Annotated in this window: 24 protein-coding genes, 1 pseudogene and 1 other annotated feature; of the genes and pseudogenes, 10 read left to right on the forward strand and 15 right to left on the reverse strand. The window is 52.8% G+C overall.

Translation table 11 applies throughout. The features are described from left to right. Position 1: 1 nt before the first annotated feature. The 4 genes from yciA to ACFQW4_RS09165 are packed head-to-tail and all read right to left on the reverse strand — an operon-like array spanning position 2 to position 2252. Positions 2 to 421, reverse strand: a complete 420-nt coding sequence (gene yciA / locus ACFQW4_RS09150) for an acyl-CoA thioester hydrolase YciA (RefSeq protein ID WP_007892397.1) — start codon at positions 419 to 421, stop codon at positions 2 to 4. A 54-nt stretch (positions 422 to 475) separates the two neighbouring features. Beyond that, positions 476 to 1015 carry a septation protein A gene (locus tag ACFQW4_RS09155; protein ID WP_277973662.1) on the reverse strand — a complete coding sequence of 180 codons (540 nt, stop codon included), beginning with the start codon at positions 1013 to 1015 and terminating at the stop codon, positions 476 to 478. A gap of 58 nt (positions 1016 to 1073) precedes the next feature. After that, positions 1074 to 1808 (reverse strand): YciC family protein, encoded by a 735-nt coding sequence (locus ACFQW4_RS09160; RefSeq protein WP_101764255.1) that lies wholly within the window; start codon positions 1806 to 1808, stop codon positions 1074 to 1076. Between the two features lie 27 nt (positions 1809 to 1835). Next, positions 1836 to 2252, reverse strand: coding sequence for a YkgJ family cysteine cluster protein (locus ACFQW4_RS09165; RefSeq protein ID WP_101764256.1), 417 nt, complete (start codon positions 2250 to 2252; stop codon positions 1836 to 1838). Between the two features lie 246 nt (positions 2253 to 2498). Here ACFQW4_RS09165 and ompW point away from each other — a divergent pair, with 246 nt between their 5' ends. Next, complete coding sequence (ompW, locus tag ACFQW4_RS09170) at positions 2499 to 3131, forward strand: outer membrane protein OmpW (RefSeq protein ID WP_377724944.1); 633 nt, start codon at positions 2499 to 2501, stop codon at positions 3129 to 3131. Positions 3132 to 3177: 46 nt separating this feature from the next. Here the strand turns inward: ompW and ACFQW4_RS09175 are convergent, their stop codons facing one another. From ACFQW4_RS09175 to ACFQW4_RS09200, 6 genes and pseudogenes are all read right to left on the reverse strand, one after another. Continuing rightward, positions 3178 to 3492 carry a BON domain-containing protein gene (locus tag ACFQW4_RS09175; protein ID WP_101764257.1) on the reverse strand — a complete coding sequence of 105 codons (315 nt, stop codon included), beginning with the start codon at positions 3490 to 3492 and terminating at the stop codon, positions 3178 to 3180. A gap of 249 nt (positions 3493 to 3741) precedes the next feature. Then, complete coding sequence (trpA, locus tag ACFQW4_RS09180) at positions 3742 to 4545, reverse strand: tryptophan synthase subunit alpha (RefSeq protein ID WP_377724946.1); 804 nt, start codon at positions 4543 to 4545, stop codon at positions 3742 to 3744. Continuing rightward, positions 4545 to 5738, reverse strand: coding sequence for a tryptophan synthase subunit beta (trpB, locus tag ACFQW4_RS09185; protein WP_101764259.1), 1194 nt, complete (start codon positions 5736 to 5738; stop codon positions 4545 to 4547). The genes trpA and trpB overlap by 1 nt, the downstream gene beginning before the upstream one ends. 46 nt (positions 5739 to 5784) lie before the next feature. Further along, a complete protein-coding gene (gene trpCF, locus ACFQW4_RS09190; protein ID WP_350260681.1) occupies positions 5785 to 7152 on the reverse strand; it encodes a bifunctional indole-3-glycerol-phosphate synthase TrpC/phosphoribosylanthranilate isomerase TrpF in 1368 nt (455 codons plus the stop codon). Between the two features lies 1 nt (position 7153). Then, positions 7154 to 8747, reverse strand: a pseudogene (trpD, locus tag ACFQW4_RS09195) (bifunctional anthranilate synthase glutamate amidotransferase component TrpG/anthranilate phosphoribosyltransferase TrpD). Then, the gene (locus ACFQW4_RS09200; RefSeq protein ID WP_101764262.1) at positions 8747 to 10309 is read right to left on the reverse strand and encodes an anthranilate synthase component 1; all 1563 of its coding nucleotides are present in this window, start codon (positions 10307 to 10309) and stop codon (positions 8747 to 8749) included. The pseudogene trpD and the gene ACFQW4_RS09200 overlap by 1 nt, the downstream one beginning before the upstream one ends. A 23-nt stretch (positions 10310 to 10332) precedes the next feature. Beyond that, positions 10333 to 10441 (reverse strand) — a sequence feature (Trp leader region). Between the two features lie 154 nt (positions 10442 to 10595). On the opposite strand from ACFQW4_RS09200, the gene ACFQW4_RS09205 reads away from it, so the two are divergent. Both ACFQW4_RS09205 and ACFQW4_RS09210 read left to right on the forward strand, forming a co-directional pair. Then, complete coding sequence (locus ACFQW4_RS09205) at positions 10596 to 11480, forward strand: PHP domain-containing protein (protein WP_377724950.1); 885 nt, start codon at positions 10596 to 10598, stop codon at positions 11478 to 11480. Between the two features lie 12 nt (positions 11481 to 11492). Further along, complete coding sequence (locus tag ACFQW4_RS09210; protein WP_110866253.1) at positions 11493 to 12113, forward strand: L-threonylcarbamoyladenylate synthase; 621 nt, start codon at positions 11493 to 11495, stop codon at positions 12111 to 12113. On the opposite strand, the gene ACFQW4_RS09215 is transcribed toward ACFQW4_RS09210, so the two are convergent. Beyond that, a complete protein-coding gene (locus ACFQW4_RS09215; protein WP_110866252.1) occupies positions 12114 to 12770 on the reverse strand; it encodes a serine protease in 657 nt (218 codons plus the stop codon). 818 nt (positions 12771 to 13588) lie between these two features. Here ACFQW4_RS09215 and rluB point away from each other — a divergent pair. Continuing rightward, entirely contained in the window at positions 13589 to 14464 is an 876-nt protein-coding gene (gene rluB, locus ACFQW4_RS09220; protein WP_101764266.1) for a 23S rRNA pseudouridine(2605) synthase RluB, read from the forward strand. A gap of 37 nt (positions 14465 to 14501) precedes the next feature. On the opposite strand, the gene cobO is transcribed toward rluB, so the two are convergent. Together cobO and ACFQW4_RS09230 are read right to left on the reverse strand one after the other, a co-directional pair. Next, entirely contained in the window at positions 14502 to 15089 is a 588-nt protein-coding gene (gene cobO / locus ACFQW4_RS09225; protein WP_377724953.1) for a cob(I)yrinic acid a,c-diamide adenosyltransferase, read from the reverse strand. Next, positions 15086 to 15850, reverse strand: coding sequence for a YciK family oxidoreductase (locus ACFQW4_RS09230; protein WP_101764612.1), 765 nt, complete (start codon positions 15848 to 15850; stop codon positions 15086 to 15088). Before ACFQW4_RS09230 ends, cobO begins: the two co-directional genes overlap by 4 nt. A 173-nt stretch (positions 15851 to 16023) precedes the next feature. Here ACFQW4_RS09230 and sohB point away from each other — a divergent pair, with 173 nt between their 5' ends. Further along, positions 16024 to 17070: a protease SohB gene (gene sohB, locus ACFQW4_RS09235; RefSeq protein WP_110866249.1), complete on the forward strand. Its 1047-nt coding sequence runs from the start codon at positions 16024 to 16026 to the stop codon at positions 17068 to 17070. Between the two features lie 26 nt (positions 17071 to 17096). Here sohB and ACFQW4_RS09240 read toward each other — a convergent pair whose 3' ends face one another. After that, the gene (locus tag ACFQW4_RS09240) at positions 17097 to 17345 is read right to left on the reverse strand and encodes a DUF2498 family protein (RefSeq protein WP_137385883.1); all 249 of its coding nucleotides are present in this window, start codon (positions 17343 to 17345) and stop codon (positions 17097 to 17099) included. Positions 17346 to 17715: 370 nt separating this feature from the next. Between ACFQW4_RS09240 and topA the strand changes: the two genes are divergently transcribed. From topA to acnA, 5 genes are all read left to right on the forward strand, one after another. Further along, the gene (gene topA, locus ACFQW4_RS09245) at positions 17716 to 20313 is read left to right on the forward strand and encodes a type I DNA topoisomerase (RefSeq protein ID WP_377724956.1); all 2598 of its coding nucleotides are present in this window, start codon (positions 17716 to 17718) and stop codon (positions 20311 to 20313) included. A 193-nt stretch (positions 20314 to 20506) separates the two neighbouring features. Then, positions 20507 to 21481: an HTH-type transcriptional regulator CysB gene (cysB, locus tag ACFQW4_RS09250; RefSeq protein ID WP_064738814.1), complete on the forward strand. Its 975-nt coding sequence runs from the start codon at positions 20507 to 20509 to the stop codon at positions 21479 to 21481. A 493-nt stretch (positions 21482 to 21974) separates the two neighbouring features. Further along, entirely contained in the window at positions 21975 to 22133 is a 159-nt protein-coding gene (locus ACFQW4_RS09255) for a YmiA family putative membrane protein (protein ID WP_071531660.1), read from the forward strand. Between the two features lie 3 nt (positions 22134 to 22136). Continuing rightward, a complete protein-coding gene (locus tag ACFQW4_RS09260) occupies positions 22137 to 22316 on the forward strand; it encodes a hypothetical protein (protein WP_064738813.1) in 180 nt (59 codons plus the stop codon). 443 nt (positions 22317 to 22759) lie between these two features. Beyond that, positions 22760 to 25441, forward strand: coding sequence for an aconitate hydratase AcnA (gene acnA, locus ACFQW4_RS09265; RefSeq protein WP_377724958.1), 2682 nt, complete (start codon positions 22760 to 22762; stop codon positions 25439 to 25441). Positions 25442 to 25490: 49 nt separating this feature from the next. Here the strand turns inward: acnA and ribA are convergent, their stop codons facing one another. Further along, complete coding sequence (gene ribA, locus ACFQW4_RS09270) at positions 25491 to 26084, reverse strand: GTP cyclohydrolase II (RefSeq protein WP_097097212.1); 594 nt, start codon at positions 26082 to 26084, stop codon at positions 25491 to 25493. Positions 26085 to 26217 lie beyond the last annotated feature (133 nt).

Raw genomic sequence — 26217 nt, forward strand, 5'->3', positions numbered from 1 at the left:
GTTACAGATCGCTTAAATTGCTTCTGCCGGGCGGCAACGGGCGAGATTGACCGGTATTGTCCACAGCGACGTAGACAAACACCGCTTCGGTTGCGCAGTAGGTCTGTCCAATCGGTTCGGACGACACTTTCTTGATCCACACTTCGACGTTTATGGTCATGGAACTGTTGCCGGTGCGGATGCAGCGTGCGTAGCAGCTCACCACATCGCCAACCGCCACCGGTTTAAGGAACGTCATTCCGTCCACGCGCACGGTGACGACACGTCCTTCGGCAATCTCTTTCGCCTTAATTGCGCCGCCCATATCCATCTGCGACATCAACCAGCCACCAAAGATATCTCCGTTAGCATTGGTATCCGCTGGCATGGCCAGGGTACGCAACACCATCTCGCCTTGCGGCGACTTATGTTTTTCGTCCATTGCTCAGTTCTTCTGCAGGTGAAGAGAAGCCCGACGCTGTCGGGCGGAGTGGCATTATTTTTGTTCTTGTTGCGGCATCTGTCGCCAGATATACACGCCGCTTAACAGGGTAAAGAGTAGGGTCAGGCCGGTCAGACCGAACACCTTAAAGTTAACCCAAAATTCCTGCGATAACCAAAACGCAACATAAATATTCGTTAAGCCGCAGGCGAGGAAGAAAATTGCCCAGGCAATGTTGAGATTGCGCCACACGCCTGAAGGCAGTTGTAACTCTTTACCCAGCATGGTTTGGATCAGCGGTTGCTTCATAAACCACTGGCTGTAGAGCAGCGCGACGGCAAACAGCGAATAGATCACCGTGACTTTCCATTTGATGAATTCATCGTTATGGAATACCAGCGTCAGCGTGCCGAATACCGCGACCAGCACAAAGGTAAAAATGGTCATCTTTTCCAGCTTGCGGTAGAGCACCCAACTGACGACCAGCGCCAGACCGGTGGCAACGATCAGTGCGCCAGAAGCAACAAAGATGTCGTACAGCTTGTAGAAGATGAAGAAAACCACCAGGGGAAGAAAATCGAGTAACTGCTTCATAGCGTTTCCAAGTAGGCAGGAGCGTACAGTTATGGCGCCCGGGTGAGCGCCATAACGATTAACGTAACAGCATATACAGCCGGTACAGGTAGATAATCAGCACTGCGGAGACCAGGTTACCCAGCGCGTTCAACACCACGGAGGCGATATTGGCGGGCAGCACGGTCAGCGATGAGAAGAAGAACATCAGCACAATTTTGGCCAGCAGCCACAGCACAATAGCCGGTGCGATAACCTTAATATTCTTCCAGGCGAGACGCATGCTGGCACGCATCGCGCCAATCACGCCGAGCTTCTCATTGGCGAGAATCACCGGTGCCAGTGAAAACAGGATCGCCAGAATCACGCCCGGTACCATCAGCACCATAAAGCCCAATTGAACCAGCAGGGTAATCAGGAAGGTCTGCAGCAGCAGCTTTGGCAGGATGGGCGCAGATGCACCAATAGCGCGCAGCGCGCTGACGCGTTGTCCGCCCGATACCATAGGGATCAGAAGCAGCATGCCACCCAGCAGCAGCGTGTTGCCAATCAACGCAGCGAACGTGCCTGCAGCGGAAGCGCGCAGCAAAATGCGCTGCTGATCCGGAGACATATTTTGTACCAGCTCAAACAGCGACGATGCGCTGTCATCGGACTGGCTCAACAACGAGAGCTGGTCTTCACCTGGCGTTAACGCGTGGCCGACGATCACAGTAATGAACGAGGTCAGCAGCGCCAGCAGTAAAATAGTAACCAACTGATGGCGCAAAAAATTTCCTGTGTCACGGTATAACGAGCTTGCCGTGATAGACATGTAAACTCCTTGAAAGAACCGGATTAATTAACCCGGCGATTGTACATGTTCTACTGGCGTGCTGGCACCCGCATTGGGATAACTTTCTGTCATAACAGGTAAAGAAGGGTGAAAAAGCGCAGGAAGACCGTAGCGAGCACGGGCGCGATCGCAAGCTTCGTTCTGTTCACCGTTCTCGCCGGACATCGAAAACTCCCGACAGGGCGAAGGGCGCTGCTGATAAATGCCGCAGGATACGCAGCCGCCGACGTCGCCCTGCAGCGCAATACAGCGCGGCTGGCGTTGGTTGGTGCCGCGCATATTGCGCATAAACGGGGTTAACGGTTCGGTTAATTCAACGGGAACAGCACCGGCGCCATCATCGGCTTCGGCCCAGTAAAATGAGACACGGAAGTGCGCGCAGCATGCGCCACAGGTCACGCAAGGATTTAGTGAATCGCTCATCTGATCGCCCGCCACCTTTAAGGTATCGAACCAAAATCACACAGGGGAAAGTTAAAATAGTCACGGCGAAAAATTTTCGCAAGCGGACTTTTATTACGTGCTGTAAAGCCAAAATTGATCTGAATCAATTCATTGTTTTTTAAGTGATTAATTTAGATTGATGCAGATGATCTTTTACCAAAAAAGGGGTAAATGTTGTGCCGCATTCAACATTGTGACCCATCTTTATTTGGCAAAGGAGTGATTATGAAACTGGCAAAATGCGCACTGCTGATGGCGCTGGCAATTCCGCAACTGGCTCTGGCTCATGTAGCCGGTGATTTCTTTATGCGTGCAGGTAGCGCCACCGTTCGTCCGACCGAAGGCTCTGACAATGTGCTGGGTATGGGCGGCTTTAACGTTAGCAACGATACGCAGCTGGGCTTGACCTTCACCTATATGGCAACGGATAACATCGGCGTTGAGCTGCTGGCTGCAACCCCGTTCCGTCATAAGGTTGGACTGGGCGCCACCGGTAATCTAGCCACCGTGCGTCAGCTGCCGCCAACCTTGATGGCGCAGTACTATTTCTTTGATAGCAAAAGTAAAGTCCGCCCGTACGTTGGCGTCGGTATCAACTACACCACCTTCTACGATGCCAAATTCAACCAAACGGGTGAGGATGCCGGATTAAGCGACCTGAGCGTGAAAGACTCGTGGGGCATGGCGGGCCAGGTTGGTCTGGATTATCAAATCAACCGCGACTGGATGCTGAATGCATCGCTGTGGTACATGGATATTGATACCGAAGTGAAATTTAAAGCTGGCGGTGAGCAGCAAAACATCAACACGCGTATTGATCCGTGGGTGTTCTTCTTTGGTGCGGGATATCGATTCTAATCGGCAACCAGAAATGAAGCGGGCGACCAAAAGGTCGCCCGTTGTGTTATTTGATCTGCATATTGTTAACCACAGATTTCACGCCCGCCACGCTACGCGTTACGGCCACCGCGCGATTTGCCATCTGCGGTGAGCTGACAAAACCGCTCAGCTGAACTTTACCCTTGAAGGTTTCAACATTGATTTCGGTCGATTTCAGCGACTCGTCATTTAACAGTTGAGCCTTAACTTTGGTGGTTACCACGGTATCGTCGATGTAACCGCCAGTGCCTTCTTTGGTTGCTGTGGGTGCACACGCGCTAAGTGCCAGCGCCATTACCGCAGCCATCATAAATCCTGCAACGACTTTGAAAAATTTCATTGGTTATCTCCCTGTCTTAGATGATGTTTCGCCGCAATGGGGCGGCGCAGTTAATTGTGGTCTGGAGATGCGAAATCAGCAAATCGGCGCGCGCGAAAAAGTCAGAAAGAGGGCATTTTTACCACTTAATGATCCAATCGCAGTTTTCGCTGGGCATGAAAATCTGAGAGTAGACGGGAATTTGAGTTTGGGGATAATTGTGGCAATAAAAAGGCCTTATCCGCACCAGCGAATAAGGCCCTGAAGATTTTAGCGGGTGGCTGCTTTCAGACTGCTCACAAAGGCTTTCAGTTCGCTGAGCAGCGTTGCCGGATCGTTCTGGTTACGCTCAATAATTTTCACAATTGCCGACCCGGAAATGGCACCCGCCGCACCGGCGGCGATGGCTTCTTTCACCTGGCCGGGTTCAGAGATACCAAAGCCCTGCAGCGGCGGCGCAGCGTTAAACTCACGCAGCTTTTCGATCAGGTGATGCAGCGGCAGGCTGGCACGATTTTCCGAACCGGTGACGCCTGCGCGTGACAGCAAATAGGTATAACCGCGACCGTGCGCAGCGATCTCACGCAGCAGTTCATCGTCAGCATTTGGTGGACAGATAAAGATCGGCGCCACATTGTGGCGCAGCGCAGCCTGACGGAAGGGAGCAGACTCTTCCAGCGGCACATCCGCAACCAGCACGGAATCGACGCCCACCGCTTCACACTGCGCATAAAAGTTGTCGATACCTTTGCTGAACACCAGATTGGCGTACATCAGCAAGCCAATCGGCAGCTCGGGATATTTCTGACGCACGGTCGCCAGAATTTCAAAGCACTGCGCCACGGTGGTGCCGGAAGCAAAGGCACGCAGCGTCGCGCCCTGTATGGTTGGGCCGTCGGCCAGCGGATCCGAGAACGGAATACCGAGTTCTAGCGCATCCGCACCGCCTTCCAGCAGGGTATCGATAATTTTTAGCGACAGTTCAGGTGACGGATCGCCGAGAGTAACGAAGGGGACAAACGCGCCTTCTTGCTGCGCCGACAGACGTTGAAACAGCTGATTATAACGTTCCATCAGATCTCTCCCTTGGCTTTCAAAATATCGTGAACGGTGAAGATGTCTTTATCGCCGCGACCAGAAAGGTTAACCACCAGCAGCTGCTCTTTTTCCGGATTTTCGCGGATCATTTTCAGTGCATGTGCCAGCGCGTGTGAGGATTCGAGCGCAGGAATAATCCCTTCAGCACGGCACAGCTCTTTAAAGGCGCTGAGCGCTTCGTCATCGGTGATCGAAACATATTCCGCGCGGCCGATACTGTTAAGATGCGCATGCTGAGGACCCACTGACGGGAAGTCCAGACCTGCAGAAATTGAGTAGGATTCTTCAATCTGCCCCTCTTCGGTCTGCATCATCGGCGCTTTCATACCGAAATAGATCCCCACGCGACCGTGCTTGAGCGGCGCACCGTGTTCTCCGGTTTCGATCCCGTGACCGGCCGGCTCTACGCCGATCAGGCCAACACTTTCTTCTTCGATAAAATCAGCGAACATGCCGATAGCGTTCGAACCACCGCCCACGCAGGCTAACACCGCATCCGGCAGGCGACCTTCGCGCTCCAGAATCTGCGCTTTGGTCTCTTCACCAATCATGCGCTGGAATTCACGCACGATAGTCGGGAACGGATGCGGGCCAGCGGCGGTGCCGAGCATGTAGTGCGCGGTTTCATAGCTGCCAGACCAGTCGCGCAGCGCCTCGTTACAGGCATCTTTCAGCGTGGCTGAGCCGCTATGCACCGGAATCACTTCCGCGCCCATCAGACGCATACGGAATACGTTTGGCGACTGACGCTCAACATCCTTGGCACCCATATAAATGCGGCACTTCATACCCAGCAGGGCACAGGCTAACGCTGACGCGACACCGTGCTGACCGGCGCCGGTTTCCGCGATGATCTCGTTTTTGCCCATGCGCTTAGCCAACAGCGCCTGACCCAGCACCTGGTTGGTTTTATGCGCACCACCGTGCAGCAAATCTTCACGCTTAAGATAAAGGCGGGTTTTGCTGCCTTTAGTCAGGTTGCTGCACAGCGTCAAAGCCGTTGGGCGTCCAGCGTAGTTTTTCAGCAGGTCAGTAAACTCGGCCTGAAACTCGGGATCGCGCTGCGCTTCAACAAACGCATTTTCCAACTGGCGCAAGGCTGGCATCAGGATTTGTGGTACGTACTGGCCGCCAAACTCGCCAAAATAGGGATTCAATAACGTGGTCATTTTTTCATCTTCCTTATTCGGCCCGCGCCATGGCGGGCAAGCGAAATTAATAGGCGCGCAGCGTGCGGAATACCGCCGCGACTTTGCTGGCATCTTTAATGCCTGGCGCAGATTCTACGCCGGAGTTGAAATCGAGGCCGGCACAGCCCAGCTGCGCGGCCTCTACGCAGTTGTCAGCGCTTAGGCCACCGGCCAGCAGCACATTGCTGAGATCCTGGCCTTGCAGCAGTGACCAATCGAAACGCTGGCCGGTGCCGCCCTGGCCATTATCAAACACGTAACGATCGACGTGCGGCCAGTCGCGCGCAGGTAACTGCTCTTTAATGCTCAGCGCTTTCCAGATTTTGGTGTCTGCTGGCAGCGCCTGACGCAATTCTGCGACGAACGCCTGATCTTCATCGCCGTGCAGCTGTACCGCAAAAAGTTTTAAACTTTCCGCTAGCGTGACAATGTCACTTGCTGCATTGTTGCGGAATACGCCAACATACTTCAGCGGGGCAGCCGCCTGCACAATCTGCGCCTGCTCGCGGCTGATTTTACGCGGTGAGCCTTCAGCGAAGATCAAGCCACCGTAAATGGCGCCGGCTTCCTGCGCTGCGCGTGCATCTTCGGCGCGGGTCAGGCCGCAGACTTTATTATCACCGAGCAATACGCGTCGCACGCCAGCAGTGAGATCGGCTTCTTCCATCAGCGCGGAGCCAATCAGGAAGCCGTTAGCGAAGTGGCTCAGCTCACGTACCTGCGCATAATTGTGAATGCCAGATTCGCTGATGACGGTGACGCCATGTCCGAGGCGCGGCGCTAACTGACGCGTGCGATTCAGGTCGATGGACAGGTCGCGCAGGTCGCGGTTATTAATGCCGACGACTTTGGCTTCCAGCGCAATCGCGCGTTCCATCTCTTCTTCATTACTGACTTCGGTCAGCACGCCCATTTTCAGGCTGTGCGCCACGGCGGCGAGCTGACGATATTGCTCATCATCGAGCACCGACAACATCAGCAAAATGGCGTCGGCCTGATAATGACGTGCCAGATAGATTTGATACGGATCGATGATGAAGTCTTTGCACAACACCGGTTGCGTGATGGCGGCGCTAACAATCGGCAGGAACGCAAAATCGCCCTGGAAGTATTTTTCATCGGTTAACACCGACACCGCAGAAGCGTAATGACGATATACGCCAGCGATGGTGGCGGGATCGAAATCCTCGCGAATCAGCCCTTTGGAGGGCGATGCTTTTTTGCATTCCAGGATGAATACGGTGCGTGAGCCACGCAGTGCATCGTAAAAATGACGTTCCGCAGGCTGCAAATCGTTCTGGAAGGTGGCCAGCGGCTGCTGTGCTTTGCGCGCTTCAACCCAGACGGCTTTATCTTGTACGATTTTCTCTAAAACAGTGCCCTTAATACTCATCTCATCCTCTCGCTGCCAGAGCGACAACGCGCTTGTAGGCCTGTCCGCTGCGAATGGCAGCGATGGCGCGCTGTGCGTTGTCGCGCAAATCTTCATTTCCGAACACTTTCAGTAACATTGCGACGTTCACCGCCACCGCCTGCTCATGGGCGGGCTGGCCTTTACCCTGGAGTAAACGGGTCAGAATGTCACGGTTTTCTTCCGGCGTGCCGCCTGCCAACGCGTCTTTATCATGGAAGCCAAAACCGAAGTCTTCTGGCGTCAGCTGATAGCCAGTGATTTCGCCATCACGCAGCTCGGCGACCTGCGTTGGGCTGTGCAGCGCCACTTCATCCATGCCGCCGCCGTGAACCACAGCCGCACGTTGATAGCCGAGCACTTTTAGCGTTTGGGCGATTGGCAGTACCAGCTCCGGGCTATACACGCCAATCACCGCTAGCGGTGGACGCGCAGGGTTAATCAGCGGACCCAACACGTTAAAGATGGTACGGGTTTTCAACTGCTGACGTACCGGCATCGCGTGACGAAAACCGCTGTGATACTGCGGAGCAAACAGGAAGCAGACGTTGAGATCGTCCAGCGCCTCACGTGCTTGTTCCGCAGGCATATCCAGATTGATGCCAAATGCCGCCAGCAGATCGGAAGAACCCGATTTGCTGGAGACGCTGCGATTACCGTGCTTTGCCACTTTCAGGCCGCAGGTTGCCGCAACAAAGGCGCTGGCGGTCGAGATATTGATGCTGTTGCTGCCGTCACCGCCGGTACCGACGATATCGGCAAAGGTGTAATCCGGGCGCGGGAACGGTTTTGCATCGGCCAGCAGCGCGGAAGCGGCACCAGCGATCTCTTCCGGACGCTCGCCACGGACTTTCATGGCAATCAGCGCGGCGGCTAACTGCGTCGGCTCCAGCTGACCGGTAATAATAGCGCTAAATAGCTGGTGGCTCTCGCCCTGGCTCAGCGTCTCAGACTGATAAAGTTTTTCCAGAATAGTTTGCATCATAATCTCCCTATTACTTCGCCAGCGCCCAGGCTAACGTCTGTTCTAATAAGCGCGCGCCTTGAGTGGTGAGAATGGATTCGGGGTGGAACTGGAAGCCACAGACGCGGTCGGCATCGTGGCGCACGGCCATCACCATGCCGTTGTAGCTGGCGTTAACGGTCAATTCGGCTGGCGTATTGCTACCGACCAGCGAGTGATAGCGCGCCACCGGCAGCGGATTGCTCAGGCCAGCGAACATGCCTTCGCCATCGTGGGTAATAGAAGAGGCTTTGCCATGCAGGATCTCGCCGGCCTGGCCGACATGGCCGCCGTAAGCTTCAACAATCGCCTGATGACCGAGACAGATGCCGATAATCGGCAGACGACCGCGCAGCGCTTGCAGCAAATCTGGCATGCATCCGGCATCTTTCGGCGCGCCCGGACCCGGCGACAGCATCAGAATCGGGTTTTCCATCTGTTGCAGGCGTTCAATCAGCACCTCAGCGGGCACGTTGTTGCGGTAAATCACCACGTTATGGCCAAAGGTACGCAGCTGATCAACGAGGTTGTAAGTAAAGGAGTCGATGTTATCGAGCAGCAGGATATCGGCCATCAGAAAATCTCCTTGCAGTGATGGGCTGTTGCGATTGCACGCAATACCGCGCGCGCTTTATTGCGGCTCTCGTCCGCTTCTGCCTGAGGCTGGGAATCCAGCACCACGCCGGCACCGGCTTGCACGGTGGCTACGCCGTCTTCAACCCACGCGGAACGGATAACGATGCAGGTATCAAGATCGCCGTTAGCGGTGAAATAGCCGACTGCGCCGCCGTAGCTGCCGCGACGTGTGCCTTCTTTCCCGGCAATCAGTTGCATCGCACGCACTTTCGGTGCGCCGCTCAGCGTGCCCATGTTCATGCAGGCGCGGTAGGCGTGCAGCACGTCGAGATCTGCGCGCAACGTGCCGACCACGCGTGACACCAGATGCATCACAAACGAGTAGCGGTCAACTTTAGTCAGGTCTGCCACGTAACGGCTGCCCGGCACACAGATACGCGCCAAATCGTTACGTGCTAAATCCACCAGCATCAGGTGCTCAGCCATCTCTTTATGGTCGGTGCGCATTTCCAGTTCGATGCGGCTGTCGAGATCGCGATCCAGCGAGCCATCGGCATGGCGGCCGCGTGGACGCGTACCGGCAATCGGGTAGATCTCAATCTGACGCGACGTCGCGTCATATTTCAGTGAGCTTTCTGGCGAGGCACCAAACAGCGCGAAATCCTGATCCTGCATAAAGAACATGTAAGGACTTGGATTGCTGTTTTTCAACGTGTCGTAAGCGGCCAGTGGAGAAGGGCACGGCAGCGAGAAGCGACGTGAAGGGACAACCTGGAAGATTTCGCCAATGCGAATCGCTTCCTGCATCTCACGCACCACGTTGCAGTACTCTTCATCGCTCTGACTGGTGCTCAGCGTCATGTGCTCGACGCGCTGGACCGGCAATGCGGGCGCTGCTTGCGTCATCTGGCCGCGCAGTTGTTCGATGCGGCCTTGCAGACGCTGGAACTCGCTGGTCGATGGGCTGAATAAGCTGGCCTGCAGGCGAGCAGTGCGCTGCTGGTGGTCGATCACCAGTAAGGTTTCGGCCAGATAGAAGCAGTAATCCGGGCAACGCTGTTCGTTGCGCAGTTGCGGCAGATCTTCGAAACCGGCCACTAAGTCATAAGCGAACAAGCCGCCAAGTAGCATCGCTTCACGCTCCTCTTCCGGGCTGTTCACCAGCTGCGGGATCAGGCGCAGCGCATCAAATACGGAAAGGGCCTTCAGGCGGGAATCTTCGTCCTGCATGCCTTGCGGCTGGGTGAAATGCAGCTCGCGGCCATCAGGGCGCACCTCGATACGCACCTCAGAGGGCAGCGCCTCGTCCAGCAGCGGCAAGATGGCGCGACCATTTTCCGACAGCGCTTTGATGGTGACGATGTTGCCCAGCGCACTGACGCGCAGCGCGCTATCGACGATTAACAGGCTTTTCAGGTTTTGTTTGCTGTCGATATCTGCGGATTCAAGCAGCAGAGTTGCTGGACGTGCGCCGCATAACTGATGAAACACTGCGGCCGGATCTTCGCGGTAGGGCGCGGTACCGGTTATCAACTTCAATGTAGGTTTCGCAATAGCCATAATGGATTCTCTGAATTTCGCTCAAAAAAAAGCCCGCTCGGCGGCGGGCTTAGGTATCAATCTGCACTGCGGTTACGCAAATTGTGCACGACGACGTCGCCCGATAAAGGGATCTTCGCGCCACCAACCATTTAGATGCGTACCAAAAATAGTCATGATTAAATACCCGTTACGTGTGAACTTGTGTACTAGTTAACTGGTTCGGGCGAAAAATGTCAATACTCTTTTTCAGCCAGGGGCAAAATCGTTATCATGCCTGCCGGTTTATGCAGTTGCTGGAGTTATTTTGTCGGACATCGCTCGTTTTCCCCTTTACGATTTACACAGCCATACGCTGGCTTCTGACGGCTTATTGACGCCGACCGCGCTGGTGCAGCGCGCGGTTGAGATGAAAGTCGGTGTGCTGGCGATTACCGATCACGACACGGTGGCGGGCGTGGCAGAAGCGCAGGCGGCAGTGATGCAACAGGATCTACCGATCCGCGTGCTAGCCGGTTTAGAAGCATCAACCTTATGGGAAAATCACGAAATCCACATTGTGGGGCTGAATGTCGATTGCCAGCATCCCGCGCTGACTGAATTCCTTGCGCAGCAGTATCAGACACGCCTTGATCGTGCGCAGCAGATTGCTGAACGCCTCGAGCGCGCTCGCATTCCTGATGCGCTAGCCGGTGCGCAGCGACTGGCGCAGGGCGGCTTGATCACGCGTGGCCACTTTGCGCGTTATCTGGTGGAGATTGGCAAAGCCGACAATATGGCGCAGGTATTCAAGAATTATCTGGCGCGCGGGAAAACCGGCTACGTGCCGCCGCAATGGTGTACAATTAAACAAGCCATTGATGCTATTCATCATTCTGGCGGCTATGCCGTTTTGGCGCATCCCGGTCGTTATGGTTTGTCGGCTAAATGGTTAAAGCGGCTGATTGCGCATTTTGCCGACGTGGGTGGCGATGCCATGGAGGTCGCGCAGTGCCAGCAAGCGCCCAACGAGCGCACGCAGCTGGCAACCTATGCGCGTGACCATCAGTTAGCCGGGTCGCAGGGATCAGATTTCCACCAACCTTGTCCGTGGATAGAACTGGGACGCAAGTTATGGCTACCGGGCGGCGTGGAGCCGGTTTGGGAACGCTTCCCCGCATTGGCGCCCAGCATTGCTGTTACAGACAGGTGATATGAGGTTTTTATGAGTCAATATTTTCACATTCATCCCGACAATCCGCAGCCGCGCCTGGTAAATCAGGCCGTTGATTATCTCAATAAAGGCAGCGTGATTGTTTATCCAACCGATTCCGGCTATGCGCTGGGGTGTCGTCTGGAAGAGAAAAATGCCATGGAACGCATTTGTCGCATTCGCCAGTTGGATGGCAATCACAACTTTACGCTGATGTGCCGCGATCTTTCGGAGCTGTCGACGTACGCGCAGGTGGATAACTCCGCGTTTCGCCTCCTGAAAAACAACACGCCGGGCAACTACACCTTCATTTTGAAGGCGACGAAAGAAGTGCCGCGTCGTCTGATGAATGACAAACGTAAAACCATCGGGCTACGCGTGCCGTCCAACCCGGTGGCGCTGGCGCTATTGGAGCGCCTCAACGAGCCGATGATGTCGACTTCGCTGATGCTGCCCGGCAATGATTTCACCGAGTCCGATCCGGAAGAGATTCAGTACAGCATTGGCAAGCTGGTGGATCTGATCATCGATGGCGGCACGCTGGGACAGCAGCCGACCACGGTGATCGATCTCACCAGCGATGCGCCGGTGGTGGTGCGCGAAGGTGTCGGTGACACGCGCCCGTTCCAGTAATCATGCATGGTCAGGCGTGGCTTCCTGCGTCTGACCAATATTGGATTCCAGCCAGGTTTTGAAATCCCCGTACGGAATATATAGCGAGACATCTTTTAAGATGACTTTCTTGCTGCGAACGTTAGATATTTCATGGCTGTAACCGACAATCACCCCGCCAATAGTTTGGTCCGCATTATATACCGCGCCACCCGACATCCCTTGCACCACGCCAGCATTTGATGCCATCGCCATACAGGGCTTTTTATTCCATTTATTGGTAATGGCGGTACGCGCTAAATTAACGCCGCTCGATTCCACCGGCATAGCGGAAATAAAGCTGTAACCGTACATTTTAATCGGTTCGCCAATAGCACCGTTGCGGAATTTCGCCAGCGTTTCTGGACTGTTTTTATGATAAATAATCGCGACGTCGCAATAAGGATGATAGGCCTTGACACGCTGCACGGCCGTTTTTGCCACGTGCGCCGCCGTCAGGCTGTATTCTGGCGTCAAAGGAATGGTTGTACCGAGAATGCCCAAACCCAGCACGGTCGGGATGCCTGTCACGCTCATATCAACGTGTTGCATCGCAGTACGACTGTACTCAGTGTGGCCCACGGAACAACCGCTCAGTGCCAGCGCAGCGAGCGCAGGCCAAAGCAGAGAGGTTTTCATGGCTGTGATCTTCTTTAAAGCATGTCCGTAAAATCCCTGGTGAAGACTTTCGACATGCAAATTAAATTCATTCCGTAAATGAATAAACGCGTCTAATCCCGCGCGCGCCGGTTTGTAATATCAGTGAAATTACACTGTGGTTCGTTAATGATTTGTAAGTTGAACGAATATAAATAGTAAATGAAAGCTATGTTATTATGACGACGCACTGGATTTCAGGCTTAAATTTTACACAGTTTTTTCTGCAGAACAATTCATCAAATTTAATATTAATCAAATAATACAAAAATACAGACTTAATCCAACCTGTAGTGCCAATAAACTATCAGTTTGCATTTATTACTGTAATGGACCTTATTTAATGCTATTAAATAGTTTTTTATGCTGTTTTATTGTTTTTACTTAGATTTAAAGTTTGTGATTATCCTTAAGCGTGGCGAGCAATAGCGGTTAAGCAGTCTTTCAAAGCGCTAATGTATCAGTTGTCTTAAGTTGATAACAGGCTCAGGCGGGAAAGGTTAGGGACAAGTAATAATAATTCAGTCACTTGGCGTGGATGCTGCGGATGCAAATAAGATCGATCTATCAGCCAGCTGAATGTTTATCGTCATGGTCTTAATGGCCATGTTTTTACCAGACCCTCTGTTATCGGCAGCAAAGGAAAAGGTGTTAACGAAACTTGCGTTAGTGTAAAATCGCGGGCCGTCTGAGATTGCAGCAGCGATGCAGAGCGGTAACAGATTCTGATATGGGAATTGGTAATCCCTGTATCGCACCTCTTCTTACCACGACGCCTGGGAAGGCGACAACGAGGCTCCATGAGCGAAAAATTACAGAAAGTATTAGCGCGCGCCGGTCACGGTTCGCGTCGCGAAATCGAAACCATGATTTCAGCCGGACGCGTCAGCGTTGACGGCAAACTGGCGACGCTTGGCGATCGCATCGAAAGTGATAAATCCCTGAAAATTCGTATCGATGGCCATCTGGTTTCCATCGCTGAGTCGGCGACCGAAGTGTGTCGCGTATTGGCGTACTACAAACCAGAAGGTGAACTCTGCACGCGTAACGATCCGGAAGGGCGTCCAACCGTATTTGATCGTCTGCCGCGTCTGCGTGGTTCACGCTGGATTGCCGTCGGTCGTCTGGATGTGAATACCTGCGGTTTGATGCTGTTCACCACCGATGGTGAACTGGCTAACCGTTTGATGCACCCAAGCCGTGAAGTGGAGCGTGAATATGCGGTTCGCGTGTTTGGCGAAGTGGATGACGATAAAATCCGTCAGCTGAGCAAAGGCGTGCAGCTGGAAGATGGCCCGGCATCGTTCAAAACCATTAAGTTTGCCGGCGGCGAAGGCATTAACCAATGGTACAACGTGACGCTGACCGAAGGTCGTAACCGCGAAGTGCGCCGTCTGTGGGAAGCGGTTGGCGTGCAGGTTAGCCGACTGATGCGTGTGCGTTACGGTGATATCCAGTTGCCAAAAGGCTTGCCACGCGGCGGCTGGATCGAGATGGAATTACCGGCAGTCAACTATCTGCGTACGTTAGTCAGTATGCCGGAAGAGACGGTAACGAAAGTGGCCGTTGAAAAGGATCGTCGTCGCACCAAAGCTAACCAAATTCGTCGTGCGGTAAAACGTCACGGTGTGGTGAGCAACAATCCGCGTCGGAATAACACCAAACGCGGTTCCTGATCCTAAGCCTGACGCCGCGCTCTGCGGCGTCAGCGTGTTACCAATCTATTCCGTGCTGTGCCTGAATTCCCGCATCAAACGCATGTTTCACCGGACGCATTTCCGTTACGGTATCAGCCAAATCCAGCAACGTGCGATGACAGCCTCGACCGGTAATGATTACGCTTTGCTGAGCAGGGCGCTGTTGCAGCACATCGACCAGCTCCGCTAAATCCAGATAATCCATGCTCACCATGTACGTGATTTCATCCAGGATCACCAGATCGACGCGGCTATCGGCCAACATACGACGCGCCTGCTGCCACACCAACTGACAGGCGGCAGTGTCGGTCTCGCGGTTCTGCGTATCCCAGGTAAAACCGGTGGACATCACCTGAAATTCGACGCCGTGCTGTTCCAGCAAGTTACGTTCACCGTTGGGCCATTCGCCTTTAATGAACTGTACCGCCGCCACTTTTTTACCGTGTCCGCAGGCGCGCAACGCGGTGCCAAAAGCCGCGGTGGTTTTCCCTTTGCCGTTACCGGTGAACACCATCAAAATGCCGCGCGTCTCGGTGGCGGCGGCGATTCGGGCATCAACCTGCTCTTTTAGTCGCTGCTGGCGTTGCTGATGGCGATCATTCATGCGGTTGCCGGCCCCGCTTTGCGTCCCGGCTGCGCATCAAAGCTGGTGCCGGTTTTACGTCGGCTGTCATCACCCATCAAATAGAGGTAGAGCGGCATCAAATCCGCGGGGGTTTTGAGTAAATTGGCATCCTCATCCGGGAAAGCGCTGGCGCGCATTTTGGTGCGCGTACCGCCAGGATTGATGCAGTTCACCCGCAAGTGACGGTTTTTATACTCGTCGGCCAGCACCTGCATCATACCTTCGGTGGCAAACTTCGAAACCGCATACGCGCCCCAGCCTGCACGGCCGGTGCGGCCCACGCTGGACGTGGTAAACACCAGCGATCCGGCATCTGATTTCAGCAGCAGCGGCAGTAATGCTTGAGTTAAATAGAAGGTGGCATCAAGGTTAATCTGCATCACGTCACGCCAGATCTGCGGATCGAGCTCCTCCAACGGTACGATTTCGCCCAGAATGCCAGCGTTGTGCAGCACGCCATCCAGACGCGGCACCAGCGCAGTAACCTGGTCGGCTAACTGCTGGCAGCTTTCTGGCGTAGCTTTGGCCAGATCCAGTAATAAAGAAGCGGCTGGCTGCTTATTTAACTGGTTAATGGCCTGCTCCGTTTTCTGCAGGGTGTCGGCGTTGCGGCCCAACAGGATGACGCGCGCGCCGTAGCGCGCATAGGTCAGCGCCGCTTCACGGCCGATGCCATCGGAAGCGCCGGTGACGAGGATGATGCGATTTTCCAGCAGATCGCTTTTCGGTTGATAATGCACAGCGATGTCCTTTGCTCGGGTCAGAAGGTTTTTGGCTTTATGCCTGAATTTGCCGCGCGGTGCAACGCTTGAGCCTCGCATTCTGTGCCGCCTGCGGGCATTTCAGGCGACGACAGCGCGTAAAGCGGGTAAACTTACAGCTGTTGTAATTTACTGTTTAATAAGGCGGCAGAATGGATTTTTTCTCCAGTTATGGATTATTTCTGGCTAAGGCCGTTACCGTGGTGGTGGCGATCGCAGCTATTGTTCTGATTGTGCTAAATGCCGCGCTGCGTAAACGTCACAGCAGCGGTCAGCTGCGTTTGACGCATCTCGATGATGATTATCGTGAGATGAAGGAAGATCTGCAGCTCGCCAAAATGAAGCCACAGGCGCAAAAAGTGTGGCTCAAGCAGCATAAGAAAGAAGAGAAGCAAAAGGCGAAAGCCGATAAACGCAATGCTAAAGCGGGCGTGAGCGAGACGCTGAAGCCCACGCTGTATGTGCTGGAGTTCAAAGGCAGCATGGACGCGAGTGAAGTCACCTCATTGCGTGAAGAGATCTCCGCGGTGCTGGCAGTTGCGGTGCCGGGCGATGAAGTGCTACTTCGCCTGGAAAGCCCCGGCGGCGTAGTACACGGCTACGGTTTGGCGGCTTCGCAGCTGCAACGCCTGCGCGATGCCGGTCTGCAATTGACGGCGGTGGTGGATAAAGTCGCTGCCAGCGGTGGTTACATGATGGCATGCGTGGCGGATCGCATTGTGGCCGCACCGTTTTCTATTATTGGTTCAATTGGCGTGGTCGCGCAGATTCCCAACTTCAACCGCCTGTTAAAGCGTAACGATATTGACGTCGAGCTGCATACCGCCGGTCAGTACAAACGGACTTTGACGCTGTTTGGTGAAAACACCGAAGAAGGGCGCGAGAAATTCCAGGAAGATCTTAATGAAACGCATCAGCTGTTTAAAGATTTCGTGCAGCAGATGCGTCCGTCGCTAGATCTGAACAAAGTGGCGACCGGCGAGCATTGGTATGGCCGTCAGGCGCTGGATTTGGGTTTAATTGATGAAATCGGCACCAGCGATGCGTTGATTATCAAGCATATGGATCGCTTCACCGTGCTGGGCGTCCATTACGCACGTAAGCGTAAAATGATGGATCGCTTTACCAACAGCGCCAGTCTGGCGGCAGAACGGTTGATTCTGAAAATATGGCAGCGCGGCGAGAAGCCGCTGTTGTAACCGGGCCCGGCAATTGCCGGGCTTTTTTATGCCAGATGATATTGAGAGGAGAGTTCAACCGCGAGGTGCTTAAACACGTTAAATACCGTGGTGGTTTTGGCGGTGGGTAAGCCTTCATCATCGAGAAAATAGGGACCGCGAAACACCAAAACATCACCTTGCTGAATCACATCATTGGCTTCTAATCCGACAAAATAATTTTCGTGCTGCGTGATTATCTGATTGGCTATTTCCAGTAACGCCTGGCGTGAAATAGATTCCGTTGGCACTGACATTTTTCACCTCTTTTTTGACAGCCATTTTTCTCCTTCTATATTACTTGCGAGCTATCGCGTTCAGCAAATCAGCATGGCGTCACAAAACTGGCGCAAAATTAGGCAGAATGCTAATTAAGTTGCGTAACGGATTTTATCAGGTAGAGTGTGGGCGATTCAGCTTTCAGGGAGATCACACCCGGATGTGTGGTTCTGTCAGATGGAAAACTCGCTCCTAATCATAAAGTTGCAGAAGTCGACGCAATCTGACCTGAGATTATCCCTGCTGCCTTGAAATGCGAAATGCCGGCAGCAATATTGAACCCATTGGGTTTTGGGACCTCCAATTCTCTCCCGTTTATCAGGACGTTTCATTTAGGTAAAGGTACATATGGGTAAATCACTCGTAATCGTTGAGTCCCCGGCAAAGGCCAAAACAATCAATAAATACCTCGGTAATGACTACGTGGTGAAATCCAGTGTCGGTCATATCCGTGATTTGCCGACCAGCGGTTCAACTGCCCGTAAAAGTGCCGACGGGGAAAAAGCGAAATCTGGAAAAAAGGTTAAAAAGGATGAGAAAGCCGCACTCGTAAACCGCATGGGTGTAGATCCCTGGCATGGTTGGGAAGCGGATTATCAAATTCTGCCGGGCAAAGAAAAAGTTGTCGCTGAGCTGAAAAACCTGGCTGCCGATGCAGACCACATCTATCTCGCAACCGACCTTGACCGCGAAGGGGAAGCCATTGCCTGGCACCTGCGGGAAGTGATCGGTGGGGACGATAAGCGCTTTAGCCGCGTAGTATTTAACGAAATTACCAAGAATGCGATTCGTCAGGCGTTTGACAAGCCTGGCGAGCTTAATATTGAACGTGTCAACGCACAGCAAGCGCGCCGCTTTATGGATCGCGTGGTGGGTTACATGGTGTCGCCACTGCTGTGGAAGAAAATTGCCCGCGGCCTGTCAGCCGGTCGCGTTCAGTCGGTTGCGGTGCGTCTGGTTGTTGAGCGCGAGCACGAAATCAAAGCTTTTGTGCCAGAAGAGTATTGGGAAATCGATGCTGATTTCGCCACGCCGAAAGGCGCCGATCTGGCCATGCAGGTGACGCATCAGAATGACAAAGCGTTCCGTCCGGTTAATCGTGAGCAAACTCACGCGGCGGTAGCGATTTTGCAGAAAGCGCGTTACGAAGTGCTGGATCGTGAAGACAAGCCGACCAGCAGCAAGCCTTCTGCACCTTTTATTACCTCAACGCTGCAACAGGCGGCGAGTACGCGTTTGGGCTTCGGCGTGAAGAAGACCATGATGATGGCGCAGCGTTTGTATGAAGCGGGCCACATCACTTATATGCGTACCGACTCCACCAACCTGAGCCAGGATGCCGTGGCGATGGCGCGCGGTTATGTTGAGAGCAGCTTCGGTAAAAAGTATCTGCCAGAAGCGCCGAATACCTATGCCAGCAAAGATAATTCACAGGAAGCGCACGAAGCGATTCGTCCTTCTGATGTGAATATCGTGGCTGAGCAGCTGAAAGATATGGAAGCTGATGCGCAGAAACTCTATCAGCTGATTTGGCGCCAGTTTGTTGCCTGCCAGATGGTTCCGGCTCAGTATGACTCCACCACGCTGACCGTGGGCGCGGCTGAATTCAAATTGAAAGCCAAAGGCCGCACGCTGCGTTTCGATGGCTGGACGCGCGTGATGCCTGCGCTGCGTAAAAATGATGAAGATCTGACGCTGCCGCCGGTAGATGTTGGCGACATGCTGGATCTTAAAGAGCTGATGCCAAGCCAGCACTTCACCAAACCGCCGGCGCGCTTCAGTGAAGCATCACTGGTGCGTGAGCTGGAAAAACGTGGCATTGGTCGTCCATCGACGTATGCCTCGATTATCTCCACCATTCAGGATCGTGGTTACGTGCGTGTTGAGAACCGCCGTTTCTACGCTGAAAAAATGGGTGAAATTGTTACCGACCGTCTGGAGTCTAATTTCCGCGAGCTGATGAACTATGACTTCACCGCGCGCATGGAAAATAGCCTCGATCAGGTGGCGAATAATGAAGCCGAATGGAAAGCGGTACTCGACTCATTCTTCAGTGATTTCAGTCAGCAGCTAGATGATGCTGAGAAAGATCCGGAAGAGGGCGGCATGCAGCCGAACCAGATGGTGTTGACGTCAATTGATTGTCCAACCTGTAGCCGCCCGATGGGGATTCGCACCGCCAGTACCGGCGTGTTCCTGGGTTGCTCGGGTTATGCTTTGCCGCCGAAAGAGCGCTGCAAGCAGACCATCAACTTGATCCCGGAAAATGAAGTGCTCAACGTGCTGGAAGGCGATGATGCTGAAACCAATGCGCTGCGCGCTCGTCGTCGTTGCCAGAAGTGTGGCACCGCGATGGACAGCTATCTGATCGATAACCAGCGCAAGTTACACGTCTGCGGTAATAACCCAGAGTGCGACGGCTACGAGATTGAGCAGGGCGAATTCCGCATCAAGGGCTACGACGGTCCGATTGTTGAGTGCGAGAAGTGTGGTTCTGAAATGCATCTGAAAATGGGTCGTTTCGGTAAGTACATGGCGTGTACCAACGACGAGTGCAAAAACACCCGTAAGATTTTGCGTAACGGTGATGTCGCGCCGCCAAAAGAAGATCCGGTGCCGCTGCCAGAATTGCAGTGTGAAAAGTCGGATGCTTACTTTGTGTTGCGTGATGGTGCAGCGGGCGTGTTCCTTGCCGCTAATACCTTCCCGAAATCACGTGAAACGCGCGCGCCGCTGGTGGAAGAGCTGCAACGCTTTGCCGACCGCCTGCCAGAAAAGCTGAAATATCTGTCAGAAGCGCCAGCCGCCGATCCGGAAGGGAATAAGACGATGGTACGTTTCAGTCGCAAGACCAAACAGCAATACGTCTCTTCCGAAAAGGATGGCAAAGCCACTGGCTGGTCAATGTTCTATGTTGATGGCAAATGGCAGGAAGCGAAAAAGTAATTCCCCGCAAGGCCAGCATTCGCTGGCCTTTCTCTTATCCTTATAGCTAATCGTTCTACATTCTTCCTTTAACTGATATAGTAGTTATAGAACTCTTTTCGTTTCGCTGACTCGCTTTCCCTCCCTCACCGCAATTAAAGCGGAAACACGCCTGCCGGGAATGCACCTCTGTCGCTACCAGGAAGATATAACTATGAAATTGCAGCAGTTGCGTTACATCGTCGAAGTGGTTAATCACAATCTTAATGTCTCATCGACCGCCGAAGGCTTATATACCTCGCAGCCAGGCATCAGTAAGCAAGTCCGTATGTTAGAAGATGAGCTGGGCGTGCAGATATTTGCACGCAGTGGTAAGCATCTGACGCAAGTAACGCCTGCAGGTGAAGAGATTATCCGGATTGCGCGCGAAGTGCTGTCCAAAGTTGACGCAATTAAATCTGTTGCTGGTGAACACACCTGGCCAGATAAAGGCTCGCTGTATGTAGCAACTACCCATACGCAGGCACGTTATGCGCTGCCAGGCGTGATTAAAGGCTTTATTGAGCGCTATCCTCGCGTCTCTTTGCATATGCATCAGGGATCGCCGACGCAAATAGCTGAGGCGGTTTCAAAGGGCAATGCAGACTTTGCCATTGCCACAGAAGCGCTGCATTTGTATGACGATTTGATTATGCTGCCGTGCTATCACTGGAACCGCGCCATTGTGGTAACGCCAGATCATCCGTTGGCGGGTAAATCAAATGTGACGATTGAAGAGCTGGCGGATTTCCCGTTAGTGACTTACACATTTGGCTTTACAGGCCGTTCAGAGTTGGACACCGCGTTTAATCGCGCCGGATTAACGCCACGCATCGTCTTCACTGCGACGGATGCTGACGTCATTAAGACGTACGTGCGTTTAGGCCTGGGCGTTGGCGTAATTGCCAGTATGGCGGTTGATCCGGTTGCAGACCCCGATTTGGTGCGTATTGAAGCTTCAGAAATCTTTACGAATAGTACGACCAAAATTGGCTTTAGACGTAGCACTTTCCTCCGCAGCTATATGTATGATTTCATTCAACGTTTCGCACCACACCTGACGCGTGATGTGGTGGATGCGGCGGTCGCATTGCGCTCCAATGAAGACATCGAAGCTATGTTCCGCGACATCAAGTTACCCTTCAAGTAAATTCCTAACTCATTCTTTTGCCAAGGTGTCCAGTGGGCACCTTCGGAATCCCTTAGCGCTTAGCGCCACGAGTACTTCAAAAAAAATCATTATTTTTTTGTAAATGAAACATGGGTCACATGTTTTTTCATTGTTATCTATTAAATGCGAATCAGTACACAATTTTTACGATGCTGCTTTGCAGCTCGCCAGGAATATTCCCATACTCTAGTTAAGAGTTGATGAAGAAGGGCTTTTTAACTGGCATGGTAAATTAAACTCAAATTTAGATTGGATCTAATTTGCTGTTAACCCAAATTTACAATGTAACGATTTAATTAATAGTTGTGTTGGTAATTAAATTTATCTCATCAATTTTTGGCGTTTTGATAAATAGCGTTAATCGTTGTGCTCAATAAAAATAACTGGATTTTCGGTCTTAACAAGTTTAGGATTCGTCCTAAATCTTAATCGTCGTCATCAATCGTTTTATTGAGAGTGATTATCAAAAACTATGAATACGAGAATAACTGTACAGCCGGGCTTCCGGACTAAAAGCACCAAAGTTGAGCGTACTGGTAATACCCGTCGCAAAGCTTGGATGACTGTCTTCGCTGCTTCAGCACTGTTCTGGGTAGTGGTGGCGTTAATGATTTGGCGTATGTGGGGTTAAGCCATGTGGGCAAATACACTCAGTCGTAAGCATCCGGTTTCTGCACGTCAGCCGCAAACGCCTGCGTGCAAAGTTAAAGACGTTGTATCCACTGAACCTCAGGTCACCATTCCGACTTCGTGGGAACTCAGCGAGAATCAGCGCAACTTTATTGAATCCTTCATGGATATGAAGTCGAAATAACGCAGCATGCGTTCCGTACTATATTTAGTCGTTTAGTCCCTCTTTTTGCCGGATTATCCGGTGGGCAAGTTAAAAGCCCGTCCTTTAACACTCAGCATTAAAAAAACGGTGTCATCAGTACAACGCTGAAGACGGTGGACTTTTTTTGCCCGGAATCCGGGAGGGAGTGAATTATGAGCATCAATACAACAACATTATCCTGGGTGAGCGTTTATACCTTTTCCCTGGCTTTTTGGGCCGCCGCCTTTTGGGCGATGATTTAAGCCCTAACTCAAATTATACTGAATTTTATAAATGCCCTGACAAACGTCGGGGCATTTTTCATTGTGTTTTAATGTGTCTATTCGTGTTGTTATCAAAACGTTAACGGCAATGTAGTCTATCTTTAAGTTAAACCTTGCAGTCACTGAGGTTTAAAAAAGATTCACTTACATGGAGGCGCTATGTCGTTAACGTTACGCGAGCAGAGTCAGGACACGCTGGATGTTCGGGCAAAAAAATATCATTACTACAGCTTGCCCAAAGCAGCTCAGCAACTGGGCAATATCGATCGCTTGCCCAAGTCGATGAAAGTCCTGCTGGAAAACCTTTTACGGTGGCAGGATGGTGATTCTGTCACGCTTGAAGATATTGAAGCGCTGGTCGCCTGGCAAAAAGATGCTCACGCCGATCGTGAGATTGCCTATCGTCCCGCGCGTGTATTAATGCAAGATTTTACCGGCGTACCGGCGGTGGTAGATTTGGCTGCCATGCGCGAAGCGGTGAAACGCCTTGGCGGCGACGTCGCCAAAGTCAATCCCTTATCCCCGGTAGATTTGGTTATCGACCACTCTGTCACCGTGGACCATTTCGGTGATGACAAAGCCTTTGATGAAAATGTGCACCTCGAAATGGAGCGCAACCATGAGCGCTACGTTTTCCTGCGTTGGGGGCAAAAAGCCTTTAATCGATTCCGCGTAGTACCCCCGGGCACCGGGATTTGTCACCAGGTCAATCTGGAATACCTCGGTAAATCTGTCTGGCATGAGACGCTGAATGGGCAAGAGATCGCCTATCCCGATACGCTGGTGGGCACCGATTCGCATACCACCATGATCAATGCGCTCGGCGTATTGGGTTGGGGCGTTGGCGGGATTGAGGCTGAAGCGGCGATGCTTGGCCAGCCGGTCTCAATGCTGATTCCTGACGTAGTCGGTTTCAAACTCACTGGTAAATTGCGTCCGGGCATCACCGCAACGGATCTGGTGTTAACCGTTACGCAAATGCTGCGCAAACATGGTGTTGTGGGTAAATTCGTAGAATTTTACGGCGACGGCTTAGCCGACCTGCCGCTTGCCGATCGCGCCACCATCGCTAACATGGCGCCTGAGTATGGTGCGACCTGCGGCTTTTTCCCCGTCGATGATGTTACCCTGAGTTATATGACGCTCACCGGCCGCGATGCGGAGCAGGTTGAACTGGTTGAGGCTTATGCTAAGCAACAAGGTATGTGGCGTAACGCGGGTGATGAGCCGGTGTTCACCAGCTCTCTAGCGCTGGATATGGGCGACGTCGAGTCCAGCCTGGCCGGTCCAAAACGTCCGCAGGATCGCGTATCACTCGGTGATGTTCCTACTGCCTTTGATGCCAGCAACGAACTGGAAGTTAATCAGGCGCAAAAACCGCATAAAAACGTGAGCTACCGCGATAGCGAAACCGGAGAAAGCTATCAGCTTGATGACGGTGCGGTCGTGATCTCGGCGATTACCTCTTGTACCAATACCTCTAACCCTAGTGTGCTGATGGCTGCCGGTTTACTGGCGAAGAAAGCCGTTGAACGCGGTCTGATGCGCAAGCCCTGGGTTAAGGCCTCACTGGCACCCGGTTCCAAAGTGGTTTCTGACTACCTTGCTGTGGCCCAGCTTACGCCATATCTGGACGAGTTAGGATTCAATCTGGTCGGTTACGGTTGTACTACTTGCATCGGTAATTCCGGCCCGTTACCGGACGCGATAGAAAGTGCGATTAAAGAGGGTGATCTCACGGTTGCCGCGGTGCTTTCGGGTAACCGTAACTTCGAAGGCCGTATTCATCCGTTAATTAAAACCAACTGGCTGGCTTCGCCGCCGCTGGTGGTTGCTTATGCCTTAGCGGGTAATATGAAGCTCAATCTGCAATCCGATCCGCTCGGCCAGGATCGCCAGGGCAACGATGTTTTCCTCAAGGATATCTGGCCTTCACCGGAAGAGATTGCGGAAGCGGTGCAAAAAGTCACCAGCGATATGTTCCACAAAGAGTATGCCGAGGTGTTTAACGGCACGCCTGAGTGGCAGCAGATCAAAGTCAGCGAAGCGGCAACCTACGATTGGGATGGCGATTCCACCTACATTCGTTTATCGCCATTCTTTGACGACATGGAGAAAACGCCGAAGCCGGTGCAGGATATCAAAGGCGCGCGCATTCTGGCGATGCTGGGTGACTCCGTCACCACCGACCACATTTCTCCAGCGGGGAGCATCAAAGCCGAAAGTCCAGCCGGACGCTATTTGCTGTCGCATGGCGTTGAGCGCACCGATTTCAACTCTTACGGTTCGCGTCGTGGTAACCACGAAGTGATGATGCGCGGCACTTTCGCTAATATCCGTATTCGTAACGAAATGGTGCCGGGTGTAGAGGGCGGTTATACCAAACACTTCCCGACTAACGAGCAGTTGGCGATTTACGATGCGGCGATGAAGTATCAGCAGGAAGGTGTGCCGTTAGCGGTGATTGCTGGTAAAGAGTACGGTTCAGGCTCAAGTCGTGACTGGGCAGCAAAAGGGCCGCGCTTACAGGGCGTGCGCGTGGTTATCTCCGAATCCTTCGAGCGTATTCACCGCTCTAACCTGATCGGTATGGGGATTCTGCCGCTCGAGTTTCCGGCTGGCGTGACGCGTAAAACGCTGCAGCTTACGGGTGAAGAGTTTATAGATGTGGCAAATCTGTCGCAGCTTAAGCCGGGTGGCACGGTAACCGTAATTCTGACGCGTGCGGATGGCAGCCAGGAGACGCTGGAAACGCGCTGCCGTATCGATACGGGTAACGAGCTAACCTATTACCAGAACGACGGCATTTTGCACTATGTGATACGCAATATGCTGAACTAAAAGAAAAAGCCGGGATTTCCCGGCTTTTTTTATCTGCTATAAAGACCGCTTACGACTTTGGCAACAGATGACCCATTTTTTCGGCTTTCGTATCGAGATAGTGCGCGTTTTTCGGGTTACGCCCGACAACCAACGGCACGCGTTCGACGATATTGATACCGGCTTCACTCAGGATCTCAACTTTGCGCGGATTGTTTGTCAGCAAGCGCACTTCATTGACGCCCAACAGTTTGAACATATCTGCACATAGCGTGAAGTCACGCTCATCAGCGGCGAAACCGAGCTGATGGTTGGCTTCGACCGTGTCGTAGCCTTTATCCTGCAATGCATAAGCACGAATTTTATTCAGCAAACCGATGTTACGACCTTCCTGACGGTGATACATCAGAATGCCACGACCTTCTTCCGCAATCGCCGTTAACGCCGCTTCCAACTGGAAACCGCAGTCACAGCGTAAGCTGAACAGGGCATCGCCGGTGAGACATTCGGAATGGACGCGCGCCAGCACCGGATTGTGATCGCTAATATCACCATAAACCAGCGCGACATGGTCGTGGCCGGTTGCCAGTTCTTCAAAACCAACCATCAGGAAATCTCCCCATGGCGTGGGCAGTTTGGCTTCTGCTACCCGTTTAAGCTGCATGTGACTCTCCAGAACCTTCAGAGGATGCGCTATCATCATGATAACGCACGGGCCATGTGGCCCGATGAAACTTACGCTATTGTGCCACAACCCGAACGGCTGCCGTTAATCGGTCAGAGTGATTGTAGTGATA

The sequence above is a fragment of the Pantoea sp. GCM10028869 genome (assembly GCF_042666835.1).
GTDB lineage: Bacteria > Pseudomonadota > Gammaproteobacteria > Enterobacterales > Enterobacteriaceae > Pantoea > Pantoea leporis.